This is a genomic window from Streptomyces sp. NPDC000134 (assembly GCF_042899225.1).
GTDB lineage: Bacteria > Actinomycetota > Actinomycetes > Streptomycetales > Streptomycetaceae > Streptomyces.
The window spans coordinates 72,866-97,116 of record NZ_JBIAZN010000014.1 but is presented as its reverse complement, the minus strand read 5'-3'; the positions used below and the strand labels follow the sequence as shown (position 1 = coordinate 97,116).

Annotated in this window: 4 protein-coding genes; 3 read left to right on the top strand and 1 reads right to left on the bottom strand. The window is 75.4% G+C overall.

The features are described 5' to 3' along the window. Window position 1: 1 nt before the first annotated feature. Entirely contained in the window at window positions 2-913 is a 912-nt protein-coding gene (locus tag ACFY32_RS21760; RefSeq protein ID WP_390675008.1) for a YceI family protein, read from the bottom strand. 1,724 nt (window positions 914-2,637) lie between these two features. Between ACFY32_RS21760 and ACFY32_RS21755 the strand changes: the two genes are divergently transcribed. From ACFY32_RS21755 to ACFY32_RS21745, 3 genes are all read left to right on the top strand, one after another. Next, a complete protein-coding gene (locus tag ACFY32_RS21755; protein WP_390675007.1) occupies window positions 2,638-3,762 on the top strand; it encodes a cytochrome P450 in 1,125 nt (374 codons plus the stop codon). 88 nt (window positions 3,763-3,850) lie between these two features. Next, window positions 3,851-5,206 carry a serine hydrolase domain-containing protein gene (locus ACFY32_RS21750; RefSeq protein ID WP_390675006.1) on the top strand — a complete coding sequence of 452 codons (1,356 nt, stop codon included), beginning with the start codon at window positions 3,851-3,853 and terminating at the stop codon, window positions 5,204-5,206. 354 nt (window positions 5,207-5,560) lie between these two features. Beyond that, window positions 5,561-24,247, top strand: a complete 18,687-nt coding sequence (locus ACFY32_RS21745; protein ID WP_390675005.1) for a non-ribosomal peptide synthase/polyketide synthase — start codon at window positions 5,561-5,563, stop codon at window positions 24,245-24,247. Window positions 24,248-24,251: the final 4 nt, after the last annotated feature.

Below are 24,251 nucleotides of genomic sequence, written 5' to 3'. Positions count from 1 at the left end.
GCTACTCCGGCGGCGTCGGGGTGTCGGACGTGCGGTACATCGCCTGCACGTCCAGTTCCAACTGCACGGTCGGACCGACCACCGCGATGCCCCGGGCCAGCATCGAACGCCAGTTGAGGGTGTAGTCCTCGCGGTGCAGCTCGGCCGTCGCCAGGGCCGCGCAGCGCAGCTCCTCGCCGTAGCCGCCGTTGACCGTGCCCAGGTAACTGGTGTCCAGGGCGACCGAGCGGGTCACGCCGTGCATGGTGAGGGTGCCGTTGAGGGTCCACTTGCTGCCGCCGCGGAACGCGAACCGCGTGCTGACGAAGTCGATGTACGGGTAGCGCTCCACGTCGAGGAAGTCGGCGGAGCGCAGATGGTTGTCCCGGGTGGTGTTGCCGGTGGTGATGCTGGCGGCCTCGATCCGCACCTGCACCCGCGACCCCGACATGTCCGGGGCTATGTGCACGGCACCGTCGAACCGCTCGAAACGGCCGTGCACATGGGCCATGCCCACATGCTTGGCGATGAACCGGATCGCCGTGTGGGGCGGGTCGAACACCCAGTTGCCGGCGGGCGGGAGCGCGAGCTGCCGGGCGGGCTGGAGCCGGACGGTCGACGGGGGCTCGCTGACCCCCTCGGTGATGTCGACGCTCTCGCGGTGCGGTTCCAGGCCCTCGGCGATGACCAGCATGCTGTACCGCCCGGCCGGCAGCGCCGCCAGGAACAGGCCGTAGGGGTCGGTGGTGCCGCGGGCGACGACCCGGTGCGTGTCGAGCGCGGTGACCGTGACCTCGGCACCGGCCAGCGGCTGGTCGACCGGGTCCAGCACCGTACGCCCGACGGCGCCCGCGCCGGCCGGGAGGGGCAGCGTGAGAGCCGCGTGCGCGGCATCAGCCCGGTGCCGTCGACGCCGAAGCAGCCCGAGGGCCATGGTGGTTCACCTTTCACGAGGGGGGAGAGACTCGGACGTACCCGTGGAGCGAAAGGGGGGCGGGCGGGTCCGAGCATCCGTCAGGACGCCCTGTTCGGCGACGGCCCGGCGTCGGGATCGACGGTGTGCACGGGCAACGCCTCGAAGGACAAGGGCAGTGTACGAGCCCTCATGGCCATGACGCATGGCGGGTGGCCGCGAGGGCCCCGACCACGACCGCGCCCGTGCTCAACGGCGGTCCCACCGCACCGAGCGGACGACGGTCCGGGCCCGCCCGGCACGACGGGACGCGTCACGGCCGAGAGACCGCACGGCTTCCCGGTCGCACAGCCGGGGCCCGCACCACGGCGCTCTCGGGCATCGGAGCGCCCCCCCCCGCACCGGGAACCGCGCGGTCGTGCGCCGCGGACCCCGCGACCGTCCCGGTCCGGCGCGAGGCCGGCTCGGCGCACGTCCGGTGGGCGTGGTGGGCGTGGTACGGATCGTCGAGCGCCGACCCGCTCGCCCCGGCCGCCCGAGTGTCCGGAATCCGGGGTGGGGGCCCTTCTGCTGCCACTTGCCGAGTCTTTACCGCGCAGGAGCCGGGAAAGCGACCGACATTGATCACTTACCGTCGGATCTGAGCGTGTGGAAAGAGATTCAGATCGTTTTCTGAGCGGTAGTTGACAGCGTTTGTGTTCGTCTCCAGGTCGACCAGCAGCGTTTTCCTCGCCGCGCCGAAACCGATTCATCTTCTTGTACTACTTGGAGTTGGACGGAATGATCAGTGCGACCGCGGGACGGCATGATCCGCGGCTACATCATCCGGCGGAAAAATGCACGTCACCCGACGCCTCTTCAGGGCCGGCCGTGGCCGGCCCTTCCTCCCGGTGCCACCGGCTGGCATTCCGGGGCGGCGCTCCGGCAGGGCGTGACCTGCTCGTGCAGGGCGGTCGGCGGGGGACGGCACGGCTGTCGATCCCCCGATCCGGCCGAGTCGGGGGCGGTCGGCCGGGTGCGTGCGGCCGGGACGGCGGGAGCGGGGGTGGCAGGCGGGATGCCGAGCCGCGCGCCAATTTCCGCTCCTCCGGGTTTGAGTGCGAAACCGCGGGATACACGCGGTCATTGGGGGGTTGTTGAACGGCGACCCGCTCCCATTTAGAGGGGTTGCCTTCCGGTGACCCGACGTGAAAACTGTTGGCGCACTCGGCCCGGACGAACTGTGTCGAAGCGCGTTATTGACACGTACATCGTGGGACCGGGGAGTTCGCGCAGGGCCGCTGCGTGAGAGAACTGGGGGGGACGTGGTGGTGTCTGCAAGGTGTCCTGGTCTCGTGTTGCCAGGCTGCGCACGTGCGGGTCTGTCCGCCGCCCGGCGGGCGTCCGGACCGCTCGGAACCGCCGCCCCGCCGTCCCCGTCCCGCCCTCAGGTCCGCTGACCGGCCGGACCGGCCACGTCCGGGCGGCGACCGACCGCCGCTCCCAGCCGGCCGACCCGGCCGGGCCACGCGCCGGCCGGCCACCTGGCACAAAGCGACACCACCTCGCGGGGCCACCACCCGACGGCCGGGTCCGTGACGGCCGCCGCGGCCCGCGGCCGATGACACGGCACAGCCGGTGGCGCACCGCCGGGCCCGCGTGTCCTCACCCAAGGAGAAACGGTGACAAGCTCACAACTGACCGGGGCCGCATCACCTCTCGACGCGTTACCCGAGAGATGGCGGTCCTTACGCGACGCGGGCCCCGTGACGTACGACGAGGAGCGACGGCAGTGGCACGTCGTGGACCACCAGGGCGTCGCGGCGATCCTGTCGGACCCGGCGACGTACTCCTCCGACATGACGCCGATCGCCCCGACCCAGGAGGACTTCGAGACCTTCACCCAGGGCAACTTCGTCGGCATGGACCCGCCGGAGCACCGCAAGCTCCGCGCCCTGGTGAGCCAGGCGTTCACCCCCCGCGTGGTCCACGGACTCGGGCCGCGCATCGAGGCCATCTGCGCCCGGCTGTTCGACGGTGTCGCCGACCGGGACCGCTTCGACCTGGTCGACACCCTCGCCTACCCCCTGCCGATCATCGTGATCGCCGAACTCCTCGGTGTCCCCGCCGAGGACCACCGGCTGTTCCAGGAGTGGGCCGCGACCCTCTTCGGCGGCGACCAGCTCGGCGACAGCCTCGACATGGCAGACCTGGAACGGGCGCTGGAGGCCATCGCCCCGACCGTGCGCGAGATGAACGGCTACGTGCTGGACCACATCCGCCGCCGCCGGGCCGACCCCGGTGACGACCTGACCAGCAGGCTCCTGTCCGCCGAGGTCGACGGGACGCGGCTGGAGGACCAGGAGATCGTCGGCTTCGTCGCCCTGCTGCTGGTCGCCGGGCACATCACCACCACCGCGCTGCTCGGCAACGCCGTGGTCACCTTCGACCGGCACCCCGGCACGTTCGCCGCGCTGCGGGAGGACCCGGCCCGACTGCCCGCCGCCGTGGAGGAAGTCCTGCGCTGGCTCCCGCCCTTCCCGGAGCTGGGCCGGCGCACCACCCGGACCGTGGAACTCGGCGGCCATGAGATCCCGGCCGACACCCTGCTGATGGTCCACCTGGGCGCCGCCAACCTCGACCGCTCCCGCTTCACCGCGCCGGACGTCTTCGACCCCGCCCGCGATCCCAACCCCCATCTGACCTTCGGGCACGGCATCCACTTCTGCTTCGGCGCCCCCCTGGCCCGGCTGGAAGCGCGTATCGCCCTGCAGATGATGATGGATCGTTTCCCCACCATCGCGGTCCCCTCGTACGACGACGTCACTTACCAGAACCCGGCCGTCATCGTCGGCGTACGCCACCTGCCGATCGTCGTCACCAGGCCCTGAGGCACGTCGACGCGCCTCCCCGTACCGCTCACCGCGGGCCGGTGCGTCCGCTCTTCCGAACCCGCTCTCACCAGGAGTCCACGTCCCCATGCCCTACTCGACAGTCGCGCCGGCCACAGACCGGCCATCGGCCCCCTCGCACGAAGAGCTGCGCGGTCACCTCGACTCCCTCGCGCGCATCCACCGCGTGCCCGGCGCCCAACTCGCCGTCCACACCGGTTCCCACCTCATCAGCCTGCACACCGGCACGGCCGACGCCCTGGCGAGCACCCCGTTCACCGAGCTGACGGCCGTCCCGCTGGGCTCCGTCACCAAGGTCGCCACCGCCACGGCCGTCCTGCTGCTGGCCGACGACGGCGACATCCACCTGGACGAGCCCGTCGGCGACCTGCTGCCCGATCTGCCGCGCGAACTGCCCGACGTGACGGTCCGTCACCTGCTGAGCCACACCGCCGGCCTCCCCACCGGACCCGACTCCGACAGTGCCTTCGGCACCACCGCCGCCCGCTACCTCTCCACGGTCTGGGCGGCCCGCAACACGCTCTTCGCGCCGGGCACCGGATTCTCGTACTCCAACGCCGGTTACGTCGCGGCCGGCCGCATCCTGTCCGAAGTGACGGGCATGACCTGGCAGGAAGCGGTGACGGCACTCGTACTGGAACCCCTGGGCATCGTCCCCGCCTTCCTCGGCGACATCGCCCCCGCCCGGCCGCTCGCCAGCGGCCACGCCCTCAACACGGCCACCGGCCTGGTGCGTCCCGCCCACCAGAACCTCGCCCCGGTGGAGGCCCCGGCCGGCGCCCTGCTGGCGAGCGCCGAGGACCTGGTCACCCTGGGCAGGGCCCTGATCGGCCGGTCGGCCGCGCTGCCGGCCGCCGTCGCCGACCGCATGCGCCGGCCCGAACCGGCCGCCGACGCCGGTGCGCTGGCGGACTCCTGGGGCCTGGGCCTCGCCCTCTTCCAGCAGGACGGGCAGGAGTGGTGGGGCCACGACGGCAACGCCCAGGGCACCTCCTGCCACCTGCGGGCCGACCCCGGCACCGGCATCGTCGTCGCCTTCACCGGCAACGCCGGCGCCGCCACCGCCCTGTGGCGCGACATCACCGCGGAACTCGCCCGGGTCACCGGCATCCGCGTGCCCACCGGCCCGTCCGCCGACACCCGCCACGGACCGGCCGTGACCCTCACGGACTGCGCCGGTACGTACCGCAACGGGGGCATCGAGTACACGGTCAAGCTCGACGGGGACGGCAAGCCCACCCTGTCCGTCGACGGCGATTACCCCATTCCGCTGGTGTGCTACGCGGACCTGTCCTGCGACCTCGTGGACCCGTCCACCGACCGGCTCGAACCAGGCGGCCGCTTCCACCGCGACCCGGTCACCGGCGTCATCGACCGCCTGCAGATATCCGGGCGCACCGCGCGCCGGACAGGCACCGGCTGAACGCGCGCCGCCCAGGCGCCGACCCGTCGCACGCCGACCGGCGCGCCGATGAGCCGAGCGCCGCGGACGCGACGTCCGACCGTGCGCGCGATCCACGCCGACCGACCGTGCGCCCGGTGGAAACCGGCCGTCCGCCGGACCCGCACCGTCCGCTCGCGCGTCCGGACCCGCACCGTCCGCTCGCGCGTCCGGACCCGCACCGTCCGCTCGCGCTCACCGGCACGACCCGGTCACGCCCCGCACCCGCACCCGCCCGTACGCAAGGACTCCCGCCCCGCTCCGGTGTGCCCACAGGCAGCCCGGAAGCGGCGCGGCGGGCCCGCGCGCCGCCCCCGCCCGAAGGACTGCACCACGATGACGGACCTGCACGCCCAGCGCCCCGCCACGCTCCCGACGGCCGGCACGGTCCCGCCGGACCCCGCTCACGTCGCCGCCCGGCACCCGCTCGGTGAGCTGTTCGCCCGGCAGGTGACGCGCGACCCGGACGCCCCCGCGGTCACCGACGGCCGGCGCACCTGGTCGTACGGGGAACTCGCCCGGAAGGCCGGCCGGCTCGCCGCCCACCTCGTCGCGCACGGCGCCGGACCGGAGCGGACCGTGGCCCTGGTCCTGCCGCGCTCGGTCGAACTGATCGCCGCCGAACTGGCCGTGGCCCTCGCCGGGGCGGCCTTCCTCCCCGTCGACCCCGACTACCCCGCCGAACGGCAGGCGCTGATGCTCGCCGACGCCGCGCCCGCCGCCGTCCTGGACGACGTGGACCGGGTCAAGGCGCTCCTGGACGGCGCGGACGGCGAGCGCGAGGAGGCGGACCCGCCCCCGAGCCGCGTGCACCCCGACCACGCCGCGTACGTCATCTTCACCTCCGGCTCCACCGGCACCCCCAAGGGCGTCACCGTCACCCACCGGGGCATCGCCGGGTTCGCCGCGGCGGCCGCCGAGCGCTACGCCGTCGGCCCCGGCGACCGCGTGCTGCAGTTCTCCTCGCCGAGTTTCGACGCCTCCGTACTGGAGCTGTTCATCTCGGTGCTGTCCGGCGCCGCCCTGGTCGTCCCGCCGCACGGTCCCTGGCTGGGCGACGAACTGGCCGCCGTCCTGACCGAACACCGCATCACCCACACCCTCATACCGCCGGCGGCCCTGGCCACCCTGCCCGACCCGGCGGACCTCGGCGGCCTGCCGTCGCTGCGCACCCTGATCGTCGGGGCCGAGGCGTGCCCGGCCGCGCTCGTCGACCGGTGGGCCCCCGGCCGCCGCATGATCAACTCCTACGGGCCGACCGAGGCCACCATCGTCGCCACCTGGACCGGGCCCCTGAACGCGGGCACCGGGACCCCCGCGATCGGCGGCCCGCTGCCCGGCACCGAGGCCCACGTCCTCGACGCGGCGCTGCGCCCGGTGCCGGCCGGCGGTGAGGGCGAGCTGTACGTGGGCGGCGACGGACTGGCCCGCGGCTACCTCAACCGGCCCGGACTGACCGCGACACGGTTCGTCGCCCACCCCTCCGGGCCGCCCGGCGCCCGTCTGTACCGCACCGGCGACCGGGTGCGCCGGCGCGACGACGGCGAGCTGGAGTTCCTCGGCCGCGCCGACCGGCAGGTCAAGGTCCGCGGTTTCCGCATCGAACCCGGCGAGATCGAGGTCGCCCTGGCCCGGGACCCGCAGGTCCGCGAAGCCGTCGTCGTGGTCCGCGACGAGGACTCCGGCCGCGGCCGGCTCATCGGCTACGTCACCCCCGCCGACCCCGCCGGCAGACCCGAGCCGGCCCGGCTGCGCGCCGCCCTCGCCGCGGCCCTGCCCGCGCACATGGTGCCCTCCGCGATCGTCGTGCTGGACGCGCTGCCGCTCACCCCGCAGAACAAGATCGACCTCAGGGCACTGCCCGCTCCCGACGCCGCGACGACCGAACGGCACGTCGAACCGCGCACCGACGGCGAACGGACCCTGGCCACGATCTGGGCCGAGGTCCTCGGCGTCGACACCCTCGGCCTCGACGACGACTTCTTCGACCTGGGCGGCGACTCGATCCTCGCGGCCCGCGTGCTGACCCGCATCCGGGAGGCGTTCGACGTCCGGCTCACCCTGCGCGACGTGTTCACCGCGCGGACCGTCGGCGCCCTCGCCCCGCTGGCCGCCGAGCCGTCCGCCGCCCCGCCGGAGCCGGTCCCCGTCGCCCCGCGCTCGGAGCCCGTCCCGCTCTCCAGCGCCCAGCGGCGCCTGTGGTTCCTCGACGACCTCTCCGGCGGCGGCACCGAATACAACACCGGCGTGGCGCTGCGCCTGCGCGGCCCCCTGGACACGCCGGCCCTGGAACGCGCCCTGCACCGGCTCGCCGCCCGCCACGACTCCCTGCGCACCACCTTCGCCACGGTCGACGGACAAGGCGTGCAACTCGTCGCCGACGAGGCGGACCTGCCGCTGCGCACCGCCGACGTCGGGCATGTGCCGGCCGACCGGCGGGACGGCGCCGTAGAGCGTCTGCTGACCGAGGAGCTGCGCCGCCCCCATGACCTGACGACCGGGCCCCTGACGCGGACGCTGCTCATCCGCCGGGCACCCGAGGACCATGTCCTGCTGCTGGCCCAGCACCACATCGTCACCGACGGCTGGTCGGTCGGCGTCCTGACCCGGGACCTGGCCGCGCTCTACCGCGCGGAGGCCGCCGGCGAACCCGACGGGCTGCCCGGACCCGGCGTGCAGTACCCGGACTTCGCGCTGTGGGAGAACCGTCGGCACACCGACGGCGCCCACGCCGACGACCTCGCGTACTGGAGACGCCACCTGGCCGGCCTCCAGCAGCTCGACCTGCCCACCGACCGGCCGCGCCCCGGGGTGCGCACCACGGCGGGCGCCGCCCACCGCCAGGACGTACCGCGCGACCTGGTGGACCGGTTACGGCAGTTGGCCGCGGGCCGCGACACCACCCTCTTCACGGTGTTCGCCGCGGCGGCGGCCGTGCTGTTCGCCCGCCACTCGGGACAGCGGGACGTCGCCTTCGGCACCGTCACCAACGGGCGGGACCGCCGCGAACTGGAGGACGTGACCGGCTTCTTCGCCAACACCGTCGTGCTGCGCGGCGAGGTCGACGACGCCGCCACGGTGGACCGGTTCGTGCAGACCATGCGCGCGACCGTGCTGGACGCGTTCGCCCACGACGGGGTGCCCTTCGACCGGGTGGTCGAGGAACTGGCCCCGCCCCGCGACCCCAGCCGCACCCCCCTGGTGCAGGCGATGGTGGTCCAGCAGGCGGCTCCCGCCCGGCCGCCGGCCGCCGCCGGACTGCGCATCGAGGACCACCCGCTGCCGCGCCCGGCCGCCCGCTTCGACCTGGTGCTGGAGTTCGCGCCGCGCGCCGACGGCGGACACGAGCTGACGGTCGAGTACAACACCGACCTGTTCGACGCGACGACCGTGGCCCGGATGGCCCGGCAACTGCGCCACCTGCTCGAAGGGATGGCGAACGGCCCGCAGCGGACGCTGGCCGACCTCCCGCTGCTCTCCGACGACGAGCGGCGGGTGCTCCTGGACTCCTGGAACCCGCCCGCGTCGGCCGGGGACCCGGCCGCCGGCACCGCGCTCCCCGCGCTCTTCGAGGAGCAGGTGGCCAGGACGCCCGACCGGACCGCCGTCATCTGCGGCGACGCCCGGCTGGACTACGCCGGCCTGAACCGGCGCGCCAACCGTCTGGCCCGTCTGCTCGCGGCGCGCGGCGCGGGACCGGAGTCCCTGGTGGCGCTGTGCCTGCCGCGCACCACCGGCCTGCTGCCGGTGCTGTGGGCCGTCCTGAAGTCGGGCGCCGGCTACCTGCCCGTCGACCCCGCCTACCCGGCCGAGCGCATCCGCTTCATGCTCACCGACGCGACCCCCGCCCTCGTCCTCGCCACCCGGGAGACCGCGCACGCGCTGCCCGAGGACTGCCGGCCGCTGCTGCTGGAGGACGTGGCCCCCTTCGTCACCGGCACAACCGATGAAACCGACGTCACGGCGGGCACCGCGGCGGACCTCGCGGACCCGGCCGGTGCCGACGCCGACCGCACAGAGGCCGACCGCACAGAGGCCGATCTCACCGACGCCGACCGCACCGCACCGCTCCACCCGTCGCACCCCGCCTACGTCATCTACACCTCCGGCTCCACCGGCCGGCCCAAGGGGGTGGTCGTCACCCACCGCAGCGTGGCCGCGCTGGCCGCCTGGGCCCGGGACACGTTCGGGGCGCGCGGCTTCGACCACGTCGTCGCCTCCACCTCCCTCAACTTCGACGTGTCCGTCTTCGAGCTGCTGTGCCCCCTGCTGGCCGGCGGCAGCGTCGAGGTCGTCGCCGACCTCACCGCTCTGGCCGACCTCCCCGCCCCCGCCGACGGCTCGGGCCCGCGCCGGGCCGGACTGCTCAGCGGCGTGCCGTCCGCGCTGTCCCGGATGTTCGGCGGCGCCGGCGCCCTGGAGGCGGACACCGTCGTCCTGGCCGGGGAGGCGCTGCCGGCCCGCACCGTCCGCGACATCCGCGACGCCATGCCCGCGGCCGAGGTGGCGAACATCTACGGCCCCACCGAGGCCACCGTCTACGCCACCGCCTGGTTCGCCGGCGGCACCGTCCCCGACCAGGCCCCGCCCATAGGGCGCCCCGTCGCCCGCACCCGCGCCTACGTCCTGGACCGCCTGCTGCGCCCCCAGCCGCCGGGTGTCACCGGCGAGTTGTACCTCGGCGGCGGAGGACTCGCCCGCGGGTACCTGCACCGCCCCGGCCTGACCGCCGCCCGCTTCGTCGCCGACCCGTTCGGCGCTCCCGGGGAACGCATGTACCGCACGGGCGACCTGGTGCGCTGGAGCGCCGACGGCCAGCTCCAGTACCTCGGCCGCGTCGACCAGCAGGTCAAGGTGCGCGGCTTCCGCATAGAGCTGGGCGAGGTCGAGGAGGCGCTGCGCAACTGCGCGGGCGTCGCCGAGGCCGCCGCCACGGTCCGTGACGGCGACGGCCACCGCCGCCTCGCCGGATACGTCGTCCCCGCCCCCGGCGCCACGGTGGAGCCCGAGGCCGTACGCCGGGCACTCGGGCGCACCCTGCCCGACTACATGGTCCCCTCGGCCGTCGTGGTGCTGCCCGCCCTGCCGCTCAACCCCAACGGCAAACTGGACCGCGGCCGGCTCCCCGACCCGGCGCCCGCCGAACGCGCCACCCGCCACGTCGCGCCCCGCACCGCCACCGAACGGGCCCTGGCCGCCATCTGGGCCGGCGTACTGCAGGTCGAGCGGGTCGGCGCGGACGACAACTTCTTCGCGCTGGGCGGCGACTCCATCCTCAGCATCCAGGTCGTGGCCCAGGCCCGGCAGGCGGGCCTGACGATCAGCTCGCGGGACCTCTACCAGCACCAGACGCTCGCCGCCCTGGCCCGCCGCGCCGACGAGAGCGGCAGCTTGCGCGGAGCCGCCCCGGCCGCCCCCGTCGAGGCCACCGGCACCGCGCCGCTGACCCCCATCCAGCACTGGCTCCTCGACAGCGCCGCCGAACGGGCCGGGCACTTCGCCCAGACGCTGTCGCTGGAACTGCCCGCCGACATCGACGAGAGCGCGCTCCAGGCCGCCCTGGACGACGTGGTCGCCCACCACGACGCGCTGCGGTCCCGGTTCCTCGCCGACGAGGCGGGCGTCCGGTGGCTCATCGACGGCCCGGCCGCGCGCTGCCGCCTCACCCGCCACACCGGCCCGGACACCGACACCCCGCACCTTGGCCGGTACGACCTGGAGCACGGCCCGCTGCTGCGTGCCGTCCTGCACGACCGGGGCGACGGACGGCCGCCCGTGCTGCACCTGTCCGTCCACCACCTCGTCGTGGACGGCGTCTCCTGGCGCCTGCTCCTGGAAGACCTCGAACACGCCTACCGCGCCCGCCGCGAGGGCCGGGACGGCGCGACCGCGCTGCCCCGCAAGTCCGCCCCGCTGCGGCAGTGGGCCGAGCGTCTGGCCGCGCACACCGCCGCCGGCGGCTTCGCCGCGGAGAAGGCGTACTGGACCCGGCAGACAGAGGGCGCGCGGGCGGCCCTTCCCACGGACCGGGAGGGCGCCAACACCTACGCCTCCCAGCGCTCGGTCACGGTGCGGATCGGCGCCGAGGACACCGCCCTGCTGCTGCGGACCCTCCCGGAGACCTACCGCACCCGGGCCAACGACGTCCTGCTCGCCGCGCTCGGCCGGGTGCTGTGCGACTGGAGCGGCCACGAGCGGGTCCTGGTCGACGTGGAAGGACACGGCCGCGAGGACCTGTTCGCCGACGTCGACACCAGCCGCACCGTCGGCTGGTTCACCACCCGCCACCCCGTCGCCCTGGCCGTCCCGCCCGAGAAGGACTGGGACGGCGTGCTCAAGCAGGTCAAGGAACACCTGCGCGCCGTACCCCGGCACGGCATCGGCCACGGCGCGCTGACCCTGCCGGGCCGTGACGGCGCACCGCTCCCGGCGACCAGCGCGCAGATCAGCTTCAACTACCTCGGCCGGTTCGGCCTGTCCGAGACCTCCGAGGAGGGGCTGTTCCGCGGACTGGCCCGCCCGCTGGAACTGGACGCCGACCCCGCGTCGACGCGCCCGCACCCCCTGGAGGTGGTGGGGCGGCTCGACGGCGACAGCCTGGAGTTCACCTGGTTCTACTCCGACCGGATGCACCGGCCGGCGACCGTCGCGGACCTCGCGGAGCGCTACGCCGGCGCGCTGGCCGGTCTCGCCCGGCACGCGGCCCGTCCCGGCGCGGCCGGACGCACCCCCTCCGACTTCCCGCTGGCCCGGCTCGACCAGTCCCAGGTCGACCGCGTCGCGGGGGAGGACCCGGCCGGCTTGGAGGACGTCCACCCGCTCACGCCCACCCAGGCCGGCATGCTCTTCCACCGGCTCTCCCAGGCCGACCGCGGCGTGTACTTCCAGCAGTTGACGTTCGTCCTGGACGGCGTGCCCGACCCGGCGGTGCTGGCCGACGCCTGGCAGCGGGTCACCGACCGCACCCCGGTGCTGCGCGCACGGGTCGTGTGGGAGGACGTGCCCGAGCCGCTGCTCGCGGTGCACCGCCGGGCCGCCGTACCGGTGGAGTTCGCCGACTGGCGCGGCATGACCACCGCCGAGCAGGACGAGCGGCTGCGCGACCTGCTGGAGGGCGACCGCGCCCGGGGCGTGGACCTGACCCGCGCCCCGCTCCAGCGCCTGGTGCTGGCCCGGGTCAGCGACGGCGCGGTGCGCGTCGTGTGGTCCTTCGACCACCTGATCCTGGACGGCTGGAGCCTGTTCCAGGTGCTGTCCGACGTGTTCGCCTGTCACGCGGGCCTGTCCGGCATCGCACATCCGGTGCTGCCCGAGCGCCGCCCGTTCCGCGACTACGTCGCCTGGCTGCGCGAGCACACCGAGGCGGCCGACGGCGAACGGCACTGGCGGGCCCGGCTGAACGGGCTGGCCGAGACCACCGCCCTGCCCTTCGACCGCGAGCCCCGCGAGAGCCACCGCGCGGAGTCCACGGCGGCGGTCCGCGTCACCCTGCCCGAGGCCGTCACCAAGTCGCTGCTGGACGTGGCGAGGACGGCGGGCCTGACGGTCAACACCCTCGTCCAGGGCGCCTGGGCGGTGCTGATGAGCCGTCAGGCCGGCCGCGACGAGGTGGTGTTCGGCACCACCGTGTCCGGACGGCCGCCCGAGCTGTTCGGCGCCGACGCCATCACCGGCCTGTTCATCGCCACCCTGCCCACCCGCGTACGGGTGCCGCGCGACGAGCCGCTGCTCACCTGGCTGGCCCGGCTCCAGCAGGAGCAGAGCGAGGACCGGCGCCACGACCACGTGCCGCTGCACCGGATGACCGCGTACACCGACCTGCCCGAGCGCGCCGCCCTGTTCGACAGCATCGTCGTCTTCGAGAACTACCCGGTGGACGACGACCTCGCCGCCGCGCACGGCCTGCGGCTGACCGGCCTGGAGGGGATCGAGACCACCAACTACCCGCTCAGCCTGGTCGCCTACCCCGGCCCCGAACTCACCCTGCGGCTCGGCTACGACCCGGACCTCTTCGACACCGCCACGATCGAGCGGATGGCCGAGTACCTCACCGTCCTGCTGGAGGGGTTCGCCGCCGCCCCGCGGTCCGTCCCCGCCCGGCTGTCCCTGCTGACGGCCGCCCGCCGCGAGCAGGTGCTGCACACCTGGAACGACACGGCCACCGGCACTCCCGTCACGACCACCGCGGACCTCTTCGCCGCGCAGGTGGAACGCACCCCCGACGCCGTGGCCCTGATCGCCGGCGGCGAGCGGCTGACCTACCGTGACCTCGACACCCGGGCGACCGCCCTGGCCGGCCGGCTGGCCGCGCTCGGGGTGCGCCCGGAGGTCGCCGTCGGGGTGCTCATGGACCGCTCCACCGCCCTGGTCGTCACCCAGCTCGCGCTGGCCCGCCTCGGCGGCGTGTACGTCCCGCTCGACGGCCGGGCCCCCGGGGACCGGCTGCGCACCATGCTCGCGGAGGCCGGCGCCGGCCTGCTGCTCACGGACGCCGAGTGGCACGGGACCGCCGCGGACCTCCTCCCCGAGGGACACGTCCTGCGCCCGGACCTGGAGACCGACGGGCCCACCGCGGACCTCGCCACCGTGCCGCGCGTGCACCCGGAGAACGTCCAGTACCTCATGTTCACCTCCGGCTCCACCGGCAGTCCCAAGGGCGTGGCGGCACGGCAGCGGGACGTCGCCGCCCTCGCCCTGGACCGTGCCTTCGCGAGCCACGACCGCGTCCTCGTGCACTCGCCGCACGCCTTCGACGCGTCCACCTACGAGCTGTGGGTGCCCCTGCTGCGCGGCGGCACGGCCGTCCTGGCCCCGCCGGGAGAGCTGGACGCCGCCGCCGTACGCCACGCGATCACCGAACAGGGCGTCGGGGTCGTGTTCTTGACGATCGGCCTGTTCCGCCTGTTCGCCCAGGAGGACCCCGCCTGCCTGCGCGGCGCCCGCGAGGTGTGGACCGGCGGCGAGGCCGTGCCCGGCGCCGCCGTACGACGGGTGCTGGACGCCTGCCCCGACCTCACCGTCGTCGACGTGTACGGCCCCACCGAGACCACCGCCTTCGCCACCCGCCGGCCCTTCCGCGCCGGTGACGTCCTGCCCGCGGCGCTGCCCATCGGCCGCCCCCTGGACGACACCCGCGCCTACGTCCTGGACGACGCCCTCCAGCCGCAACCACCTGGTGTACCAGGGGAGTTGTACCTCGCCGGCGCCGGGCTGGCCCGCGGTTACACCGGCCGCCCCGGCGCCACCGCGGCCCGCTACCTCGCGGACCCCTACGGACCGCCCGGCGAACGGATGTACCGCACCGGTGACATCGTGCGCTGGAGCGCCGACGGCGACCTGCACTTCGTGGGACGCTCCGACGACCAGATCAAGATCCGCGGCTTCCGCGTCGAGCCCGCCGAGATCGAGGCCCGGCTCACCGCCCACCCGGCGGTCGCCGAGGCGGTGGTGTCGGTGTCCCGGCACGAGGGACGCAAGCGCCTGGTCGCGCACCTGGTGCCGGCCGTCGGCGCCGCCGTGCCGCAGACGGCCGAGCTGCGCGCCCACGTGGCCGCGGAACTGCCCGACTACATGGTCCCGGCCGCGTTCGTCCCGCTCGCCGAGCTGCCCCTGACCACGAACGGCAAGCTCGACCGGCGCAAGCTGCCCGCACCCGAGTGGTCGGCGGCGGCCGACACCGCCTACCGCGCCCCGCGCACCGGCGCCGAGCAGGTGCTCGCCGGTATCTGGGCCGACCTGCTGGGCGTGGAACGGGTCGGCGTCGACGACCACTTCTTCATGCTGGGCGGCGACTCGATCGTCAGCATCCAGGTCGTCTCCCGGGCCCGCACCGCCGGGCTCGCGCTGACTCCGCGGGACCTGTTCCGCCACCCCACGCTCGCCGCCCTGGCCGCCGCCTCGACGGGCGCCGCCGCGACCGTCGCGGGCACCGGCACGGTCGCGGGCGAAGTGCCCCTCACCCCGATCCAGCACTGGTTCCTCGACGCCGAGCCGCCACGCCCGGAGTACTTCAACCAGTCGGTGGTCGTCGAGACCGGCGACGACGTCGACCCCGCCGCCCTGCACGCCGCCCTGGCCGCGCTGTGGACCCACCACGACGCCCTGCGCGCCCGGTTCGCCCGCGCCGCCGACGGCAGTTGGCGCCAGGAGTACACCGCCGCGGACACCGAGGTGCCGGAGCTGCTGCGCACGCACGACCTGAGGGGCCAGGACGCCGGCACCGCCGCACGGGCCGAGGCCCGCCTCACCCACGAGGCGCACACCGGCTTCCGGCTGGACACCGGGCCGCTGATCGCCGCGCGCCTGTTCACCGGCGGCAACCGGCCCCCCCGCCTGCTGCTGACGGCCCATCACCTCATCGTCGACGGCGTCTCCTGGCGGATTCTGCTGGAGGACCTGGAGACCGCCTACCGCCAGGCCAGGAGCGGCGAGCCGGTCCGACTGCCGCAGCGCACCACGTCCGTGCGGGAGTGGGTGCGGCGGCTCACCGCACGCACCGGCGAGGCCGGCCTCACCGCACAGCGCGCCTACTGGGCCGACGTCTCCCGGCACTGCGCCGAACCCCTGCCGGTGGACCTCGACGGCGGCAACACCGCCGCCGACCTGCGCGCCGTGACCGTACGCCTCGACCGGCGGCGCACCGAGAGCCTCCTGCGCGAGGTCCCCGGCGTGTACCGCACCCGCGTCGACGACGTCCTGCTCACCGCCCTCGGCCGCGTCCTGGCCGACTGGACCGGCCGGAGCACCGTCGCCGTGGGGCTGGAGGGACACGGCCGCGAGGACCGGCACTTCGACGACCTCGACCTGTCCCGCACGGTCGGCTGGTTCACCAGCCTCTTCCCGGTCGCCCTCGACCTGCCCGACGGCGACTGGGGCGCCGCGCTGAAGGCCGTGAAGGAACAGCTCCGGGCCGTGCCCGACCGGGGGATCGGCTACGGCGCCCTGCGCCACCTCGCGGGCGACCAGGGGTTCGCCGGTGCGCCGCTGCCCGGCATCAGCTTCAACTACCTGGGCCGCTTCGACTGGTCCGCCGCCGACGCCGAGCTGGTCCGGGCCGTGCCCGGCGGCCTGGACGGCGCGGAGGACCCCGGCGCGCCGCGCCCGCACCTGCTGGACGTGGTGGCCCGGATCGAGGACGACGAGCTGGAGATCACCTGGCACTACAGCGGCGGCCGCCACCGCGAGGAGACCGTCGCCTCCCTCGCCGGGGGCCTGCTGCGCTCCCTGGAGGAGATCGTCGCGCACTGCGCCGCCCCGGGGGCCGGCGGCCGCACCCCCTCGGACTTCCCGCTGGCCCGGCTCGACCAGGCCGCCGTGGACCGGGTCGTGGGCGACGGCCGCGGCGTCGAGGACGTGTACCCGCTGACCCCGATGCAGGCGGGCATGCTGTTCCACAGCCTGATGGACCCGCAGGGCCGCACCTACGTCAACCAGGTGCAGGTCGTCCTGCACGGCGTCACCGACCCGCACGCCCTCGCCGGGGCGTGGCAGGACACGGCGGACGCCAACGCGATCCTGCGCACCCGCCTGGTGTGGCAGGAGACCGCCGAACCCCTCCAGGTGGTGGAGAAGCGGGCCGCCGTTCCGGTCACCCACCACGACTGGACCGGCCGGCCCCCCGAGTGGTGCGCACGCGAGACGGAGGCGCTGCTGGCCGCCGACCGCGAGGCGGGCGTCGACCTCGGGACGGCCCCGCTGATGCGGCTCGCCCTGATCCGGCTGGCCCCCGACCGGGTACGCATGGTGTGGACGTTCCACCACGTGCTGCTCGACGGCTGGAGCGCCGCCCAGGTGTTCGACGAGGTGTGCGAGCGGTACGCGGCCCGCACCGCCGGCCGCCGCCCGCGGGTGCCCGACCGGGCCCGCTTCGCCCGCTACCTGGAGTGGCTGGCCGCCCAGGACACCGCTCGGGCGGAACAGCACTGGCGCGACACCCTCGCCGGGTTCGCCGTGCCCACCGAACTGCCCCGCGACCGGCGCTCGGCCGGCACCCACGGCGCGTCCTCGTCGGGCACCGTGCGGGTGGTCCTCGGCAAGGAGGTGTCGGCGAGGCTGAGGGACACCGCCCAGCGGGCCGGGCTGACCGTCAACACGGTGCTCCAGGGCGCCTGGGGCCTGCTGCTGCACCACTACGGCGGCGGCGACGACGTCGTCTTCGGCACGACGGTGTCCGGCCGCCCGGCCGAACTGCCCGGCGTCACCACGATGGTGGGCCTGTTCATCAACACCCTGCCCACCCGGCTGCGCGTCGACCGGCGGCGCCCCCTGCTGGAGTGGCTGCGCGAACTGCAGGCCGCCCAGTCCGAGTCGCGCCGCCACGACTTCGTCTCCCTCGCCCAGCTCCAGTCCTGGAGCGAGGTCCCCGGCGGCACCGGCCTGTTCGACAGCATCGTCGTCTTCGAGAACTACCCGTTCGACGCGGGCGCCCTGGCCCGGCACGGACTCGCCGTCGAGCAGGAACGCGACGTCGAGCCGACCAGCTACGCGCTCAGCGTGGTCGTCGCCCCCGGCGACGACGTCACCGTGAGCCTCGACTACGACCCGGCCGCCTTCGACGCGGCCACCGTCGAGGGGATCGGCGCGAGCCTGCGCACCCTGCTGGCCCAGTTCGCCGCCGACGCCGACCGCAGGTTGGCCGACCTGACCCCCCTCGGACCGGCCGACGGACGCCGCCTGGTGGACCGCCTCGCCGGACCGGGGGCGCGGCTCCCGCGGCGCACCCTCCCGGACGCCTTCGCGGACCAGGTCGCCCGCACCCCCGACGCGCTCGCCGTCAGCTCCGGCCCCGACCACCTGACGTACCGTCAGCTCGACCAGCGCGCCAACCGGCTCGCCCGCCTGCTGATCGAGGCCGGCGCCGGACCGGAGCGGTTCGTCGCCCTGGCCCTGCCCCGCACCGCCGACCTGATCGTGGCGCTCCTCGCGGTCCTCAAGAGCGGCGCCGCCTACCTGCCGGTCGACCCCGGTTACCCGGCGGAGCGCATCACGTTCCTCTTCGAGGACGTACGCCCCGACGCGGTGATCACCAGCGTGGAGATCTCCGCACGACTGCCGCAGGGCCCGTACACCCGGATCGCCCTGGACGACCCGGACCGGGCCGCCCGGCTGGCCGCCGCGTCCGCCGCGCCCGTCGGCGACGGCGAGCGGCGCGGCGGGCTGCTGCCGGACCACCCGGCCTACGTCATCCACACCTCCGGCTCCACCGGCCGGCCGAAGGGCGTCGTCGTCCCGCACGCCTCCGTGGTGGCGCTGACCGACTGGGCCGCCGCCGAGTTCGGCGGCCTCGGGCTCGCCCACGTGGTGGCGTCCACCTCGCTCAACTTCGACGTGTCGGTGTTCGAGATCTTCTCGCCGCTGCTGGCGGGCGGCCGGGTGGAGGTCGTCCGCGACCTGCTGGCCCTCGCCGAGCGGTCCGGGCCGTGGCGGGCCGGGCTGCTCAGCGCCGTGCCGTCCGCCCTCGGCCGGCTGCTGGCCGAGGACACCGCGCACGTGGGCGCCGACACCGTCGTCCTGGCCGGCGAGGCCCTGCCCGCCCGCGCCGTCCAGCAGGTGCGGGCGGCGGTCCCCGGCTGCCGGGTGATGAACATCTACGGCCCCACCGAGGCCACCGTCTACGCCACCGCCTTCACCTGCGACCCGGCCGACCCCGACCGGGTGCCGCCCATCGGCCGGCCCGTCGGCGGCGCCCGCGCCTACGTCCTCGACGCCCGCCTGCGGCCCGTGCCCGTCGGGGCGCCCGGCGAGCTGTACCTCGCCGGCACCGGGGTGGCCCGCGGCTACCTGAACCGGCCCGGCCTGACCGCCGGCCGCTTCCTCGCCGACCCCTTCGGCCCGCCCGGCAGCCGCATGTACCGCACCGGCGACCTGGTCCGCTGGAGTGCCGACGGCGACCTGCTGTACCTCGGCCGGACCGACGACCAGGTGAAGGTGCGCGGCTTCCGCATCGAACTCGGCGAGCTGGAGGCCGCGCTGGCCCGGCACCCGCAGGTCGCCGCGGCAGCTTCCCGCGTCGTCGAGCACGACGGCCACAAACGCCTCGTCGGATACGCCGTGCCCCGCGCCGGCGACCTCCCGGCACCGGCCGAGCTGCGCGCGTTCCTCGCCCGCACCCTGCCCGACCACCTGGTCCCCGCGGCCGTGGTGCCCCTGGGGCAACTGCCGCTGGGCGCCACCGGCAAGCTGGACCGGCGCGCCCTGCCCGAACCGGTGTGGTCCGCCGCCGTCACCCCGCAGGACACCCGCCCGCCGAGCACCGCCACCGAGCAGACGCTCGCCGCGATCTGGGCGCAGGTGCTCGGGGTGCCCGAAGTGGGCGCCACGGACAACTACTTCGCGCTCGGCGGGGACTCCATCCTCGGCATCCAGATCGTCTCCGCGGCCCGCCGCGCCGGGATCACCCTGACACCCCGTCACCTGTTCGCCCACCAGACGATCGCCGAGCTGGCCGCCGCGGTCGACACCGCACCGGCCGGCCCCGCGACCGCCACGGCCGACCAGGGCCCGGTCGTCGGCGACGTCCCCCTCACCCCCGTACAGCACTGGCTGTTCGACACCCTCACCGGTGACCCGGCGCGCTTCACCCAGGCCGTCTCCTTCGAGGTGGCGCCCGACACCGACGAGGCGCTGCTGCGCGCCGCCCTCGCGGCGGTCCTGGAGCAGCACGACGCGCTGCGCATGCGCTACGAGCCCCCGGGCGGCGACGGCCGGTGGCGGCAGACGGGCGCCCCGCCCGGCGCCGCCCCCCACCTGGAGGTGCACCGCGCCCCGGAGGAACCGGCCGACGTGGCCGCCGGGTTGTGCTCCGCGTTCGACCTGGCCGGCGGGCCGCTGCTGAAGGCCGCCCTGTGCCACCGGGACGGCGGCCGGCCGTCCGTCCTCCTGCTGGCCGCCCACCACCTGGTCGTCGACGCGGTGTCCTGGCGCGTGATCCTCGAAGACCTGGAGGCGGCCCACCGGGCGCTGAGCGCCGGCGAGGCCCCCGACCTGGGAGCGAAGACCACGTCCTTCCGCGACTGGGCCCGGCGCCTGGCCGGGTACACCGCCGGCGGCGGCTTCGACGACGAGGTCGCCCACTGGAGCGCCCTGCACCCCACCGGCCTGCCGGCCGACCTCCCCGGCGGCAACACCGCCGCCGACGAGGAGACCGTGACCGTGGGCCTGGGCGCCGAGGAGACCCGGCGCCTGCTGACGGAGGTGCCCGACGCCTACCGCACCCGCGTCAACGACGTCCTGCTGTGCGCGCTCGGCCGGGTCCTCGCCCGCTGGACGGAACAGGACCGGGTGGTGGTCGCGCTGGAGGGACACGGCCGCGAGGACCTCTTCGAGGGCGTCGACCTCTCCCGCACCGTCGGCTGGTTCACCACCATGTACCCCGTCGGCCTCGACGTGCCCCGCGACGCCGGCCTCGGCACCGCGCTCAAGACCGTCAAGGAGAACCTGCGGGCCGTACCGCGCGGGGGAGTGGGCTACGGCGCGCTGCGGCACCTGCACCCGACGGCGGGAGCCGCGCTGCCCGCCCTGCCGCAGATCGGCTTCAACTACCTCGGCCGGCAGGACCGGGACGCGGCCGGGGACGGTCTGCTGCGGGCGCCCCACGAGGGACTGACCGGCGGCATGGACCGCTCGGCGCAGCGGCCCCACCTCATCGACGTGCTCGGCCGGGTCACCGGCCGGCGCCTCGAGTTCACCTGGTCGTACTCCCGCGCGGTGCACCGGCCGGAGACGGTCGCCCGCCTGGCCGAGGAGACGGCGGAGGAACTGCGCCGGATCGTCGCGCACTGCGCCGGGCCCGGCGCGGGCGGCCGCACCCCGTCCGACTTCCCGCTGGCCGCTCTGGACCAGGCCGCCGTCGACCGGCTCGCCGGCGACGGCCGGGACGTGACGGACGTCTACCCGCTCACCCCCACCCAGACCGGCATGGTCGTGCACGGCATGGACGAGCCCGGCGAGGGCCTGTACGTCGAGCAGATCACCTTCGTCGCCGACGGCGTGCGCGACCCCGCGCTGCTCGCGGACGCCTGGCAGCACGTCGTGGACGCCACGCCCGTGCTGCGCACCGCCGTCGCCCTGACCGGGGTCCCGGTGCCGCTGCAGACCGTGCACCGCCACGTGGCCCTGCCCGTCGCCCGGCTCGACTGGAGCGGCCTCGGCCCGGCGGAGCGGGAGGGCGCACTGCGCCGCCTGCTCGACGAGGACCGCGCCCGCGGCATCGACCTGGGCCGCCCCCCGCTGCTGCGCGTCACCCTGATCCGGCTCGGCCCGGACGAGGTCCGCGTGGTGTGGACCTTCCACCACGTCCTGCTGGACGGCTGGAGCGTCTTCCACGTGCTGTCCGACGTCCTCCAGGCGCACGCCGCGCTCGCCGCCGGCACCGAGCCGCGCCTCCCGGCCCGGCGGCCCTTCGCGGACTACGCCGCCTGGCTGGCCGGCCGGGACGGCGCCGCCGCCGAGGAGCACTGGAAGGCCGCCCTCGCCGGGTACGCCGCACCGACCCCGCTGCCGTACGACCGCAGGCCCGCCCCGGGCGCCGCCGCCCGGTCGGGCACCTGGCTGTCGCGGCGGCTCGACGCGGCCGGCACCGCCCGGCTGACCGGCTTCGCCCGCCGCCACCGGCTCACCCTCAACACCCTCGTCCAGGGCGCCTGGGCGCTGCTGCTGGCGCGCTCCGGCGGCGAGCGGGACGTGTGCTTCGGCACCACGGTCTCCGGGCGGCCCGCCGACCTGCCGGGCGCGGACACCATCACCGGCCTGTTCATCACCACCCTGCCCGCGCGGATCACCGTGGACGAGTCCACGCCGTGCCCCGCCTGGCTGCGCGAGTTGCAGGCCGCCCGCGCCGAGGACCGGCGCTTCGACCACGTACCGCTCACGGACCTCCACCAGTGGAGCGGACTGCCCGCCGGCACGCCGCTGTTCGACAGCCTGCTGGTGTTCGAGAACTACCCGGTCGGGGACGCCACCGCCGGTGCGCACGGCGTGCGCGTGCACGGCCTCGACGCCCGCGAGGCGACCAACTACCCGCTCACCGTGGTGATCTCGCCCGGCGACGAGCTGACCGTGGAACTGGGCCACGACCCGCGGTACTTCGACGAGGCCACCGCCGACGCCCTGGCCGCCCGGCTGATGCACACCCTGACCGCCCTGGCCGCCTCCGGTGACGAGCAGCCGCTGCGGGCGGTGGACGTACTGCCGCCCGCCGAACGCGACAGGCTGCTGCACGGGCCCGCCCGCCCGCAGCAGGCGCCGCCGCCCCCCGCGACGCTGCCCGCGCTGATCGAGGCCGCCGTCGACCGGTGGCCCGGCGAACCCGCCCTCGACACGGGGCGGTCCACGCTCACCTTCGCTCGGGCGGAGGCCCGCGCCAACCGGCTGGCGCACCGGCTCATCGCCCGCGGGGCGGGGCCCGGTGACATCGTCGCGCTGGTCCTGCCGCGCTCGGCCGACATGGTCCTCGCCCAGCTCGCCGTGGCCAAGGCGGGCGCCGCGTTCCTCCCGGTGGACCCCGGCTACCCGGCCGAGCGGGTCGCGCTGATGCTGCGCGACGCGCGGCCCGCCGTCACCCTGACCGCCGAGGAGGTCGCCGGACTGCTCGCCGCACCGCCCGACGGCACGCCGGACCACCGCCCCGCCGACCCCGACCGCGTCCGCCCGCTGCACCTCGACGACCCGGCGTACGTCATCTACACCTCCGGCTCCACCGGCACCCCCAAGGGCGTCGTCGTCACCCACCGGGGACTGGCCGCGTTCGCCGCCGCCGAGGCCGCGCACTACCAGGTCGGCGCCGGGGACCGGGTGCTGGCCTTCGCCACGCCCAGCTTCGACGCCTCCGTACTGGAGCTGTGCATGTCGCTGCCGCACGGCGCGGCTCTCGTCGTACCGCCGCCCGGACCGCTGCTCGGCGACGAACTCGCCGGCGTCCTGCGCGACGCGCGCATCACCCACACCCTGCTGCCGCCCGCCGCGCTCGCCACCCTCCCGCCGGACACCCCCGGCACCCTGCCCGACCTGCACACCCTGATCGTCGGCGCCGACGCCTGCCGGGCCGAACTGGTCGCCCGCTGGGCACCCCACCACCGCATGATCAACTCGTACGGGCCCACCGAGGCCACCGTCGTCGCCACCTGGTCCGACCCGCTGACACCGGACGGCGAGGCCCCGCCCGTCGGCCGCGCCCTGCCCGCCACCGCCGTCTACGTCCTGGACGCCGGCCTGCGCCCCGTCCCCGACGGAGTGCCCGGCGAACTGTGGCTCGCCGGACCGGCCCTGGCCCGCGGCTACCTCGGCCGCCCCGGCCTGACGGCGACCCGCTTCACCGCCGACCCGTTCGGACCGCCCGGCGCCCGCATGTACCGCACCGGCGACCTGGTCCGCCGCGACACCCGTGGCGAACTGCACTACCTCGGCCGTACCGACCACCAGCTCAAGCTGCGCGGTCACCGCATCGAGGCCGGCGAGGTGGAGGCGACCCTGGTGCGCCACCCGGCCGTCCTGGACGCCGTGGTGAGCGTGCGGGAGGACGAGCCGGGGCTGCCGCGCCTGGTGGCCCACGTGCTCGTCGCCCCCGGCGCCGAACCGCCCGCCGGCGCCGACCTGCGGGCCCTCGCCGCCCGCACCCTGCCCGGCCCCATGGTGCCCTCGGCGTTCGTGCCGATGGACCGCTTCCCGCTCACCGAGAACGGCAAGACGGACCGGTCCGCGCTGCCCGCCCCCGCCCCGGAGACCCGGCGGCCCGACGCCGCGCACGTACCGCCCCGCACCCCCACCGAGGAGGCCGTCGCCGCCCTGTGGGAGGAGGCCCTGGAGACCACCGTGGGAGCCGAGGACGACTTCTTCGCCCTGGGCGGCGACTCCCTGCGCGCCCTGCTCATCGCCTCCCGCGCCAACGACGCCTTCGGCGTGCACCTCACGCCCCGCGACGTCCTGGTCAACCGCACCGTCGCCGCCCTGGCGGACCTGGTGGAGGAACAGGTGCTGAGCGAACTCGAAGACGCCGCACGCGGCGACAGCGACCACGAAGAACGGTGAGGAC

What these genes read in the sequence shown, in the direction of transcription:
- ACFY32_RS21760 (WP_390675008.1), bottom strand. Translation starts at nt 913, where the DNA reads ATGGCCCTCGGGCTGCTTCGGCGTCGACGGCACCGGGCTGATGCCGCG.
- ACFY32_RS21750 (WP_390675006.1), top strand. Translation starts at nt 3,851, where the DNA reads ATGCCCTACTCGACAGTCGCGCCGGCCACAGACCGGCCATCGGCCCCC.
- ACFY32_RS21745 (WP_390675005.1), top strand. Translation starts at nt 5,561, where the DNA reads ATGACGGACCTGCACGCCCAGCGCCCCGCCACGCTCCCGACGGCCGGC.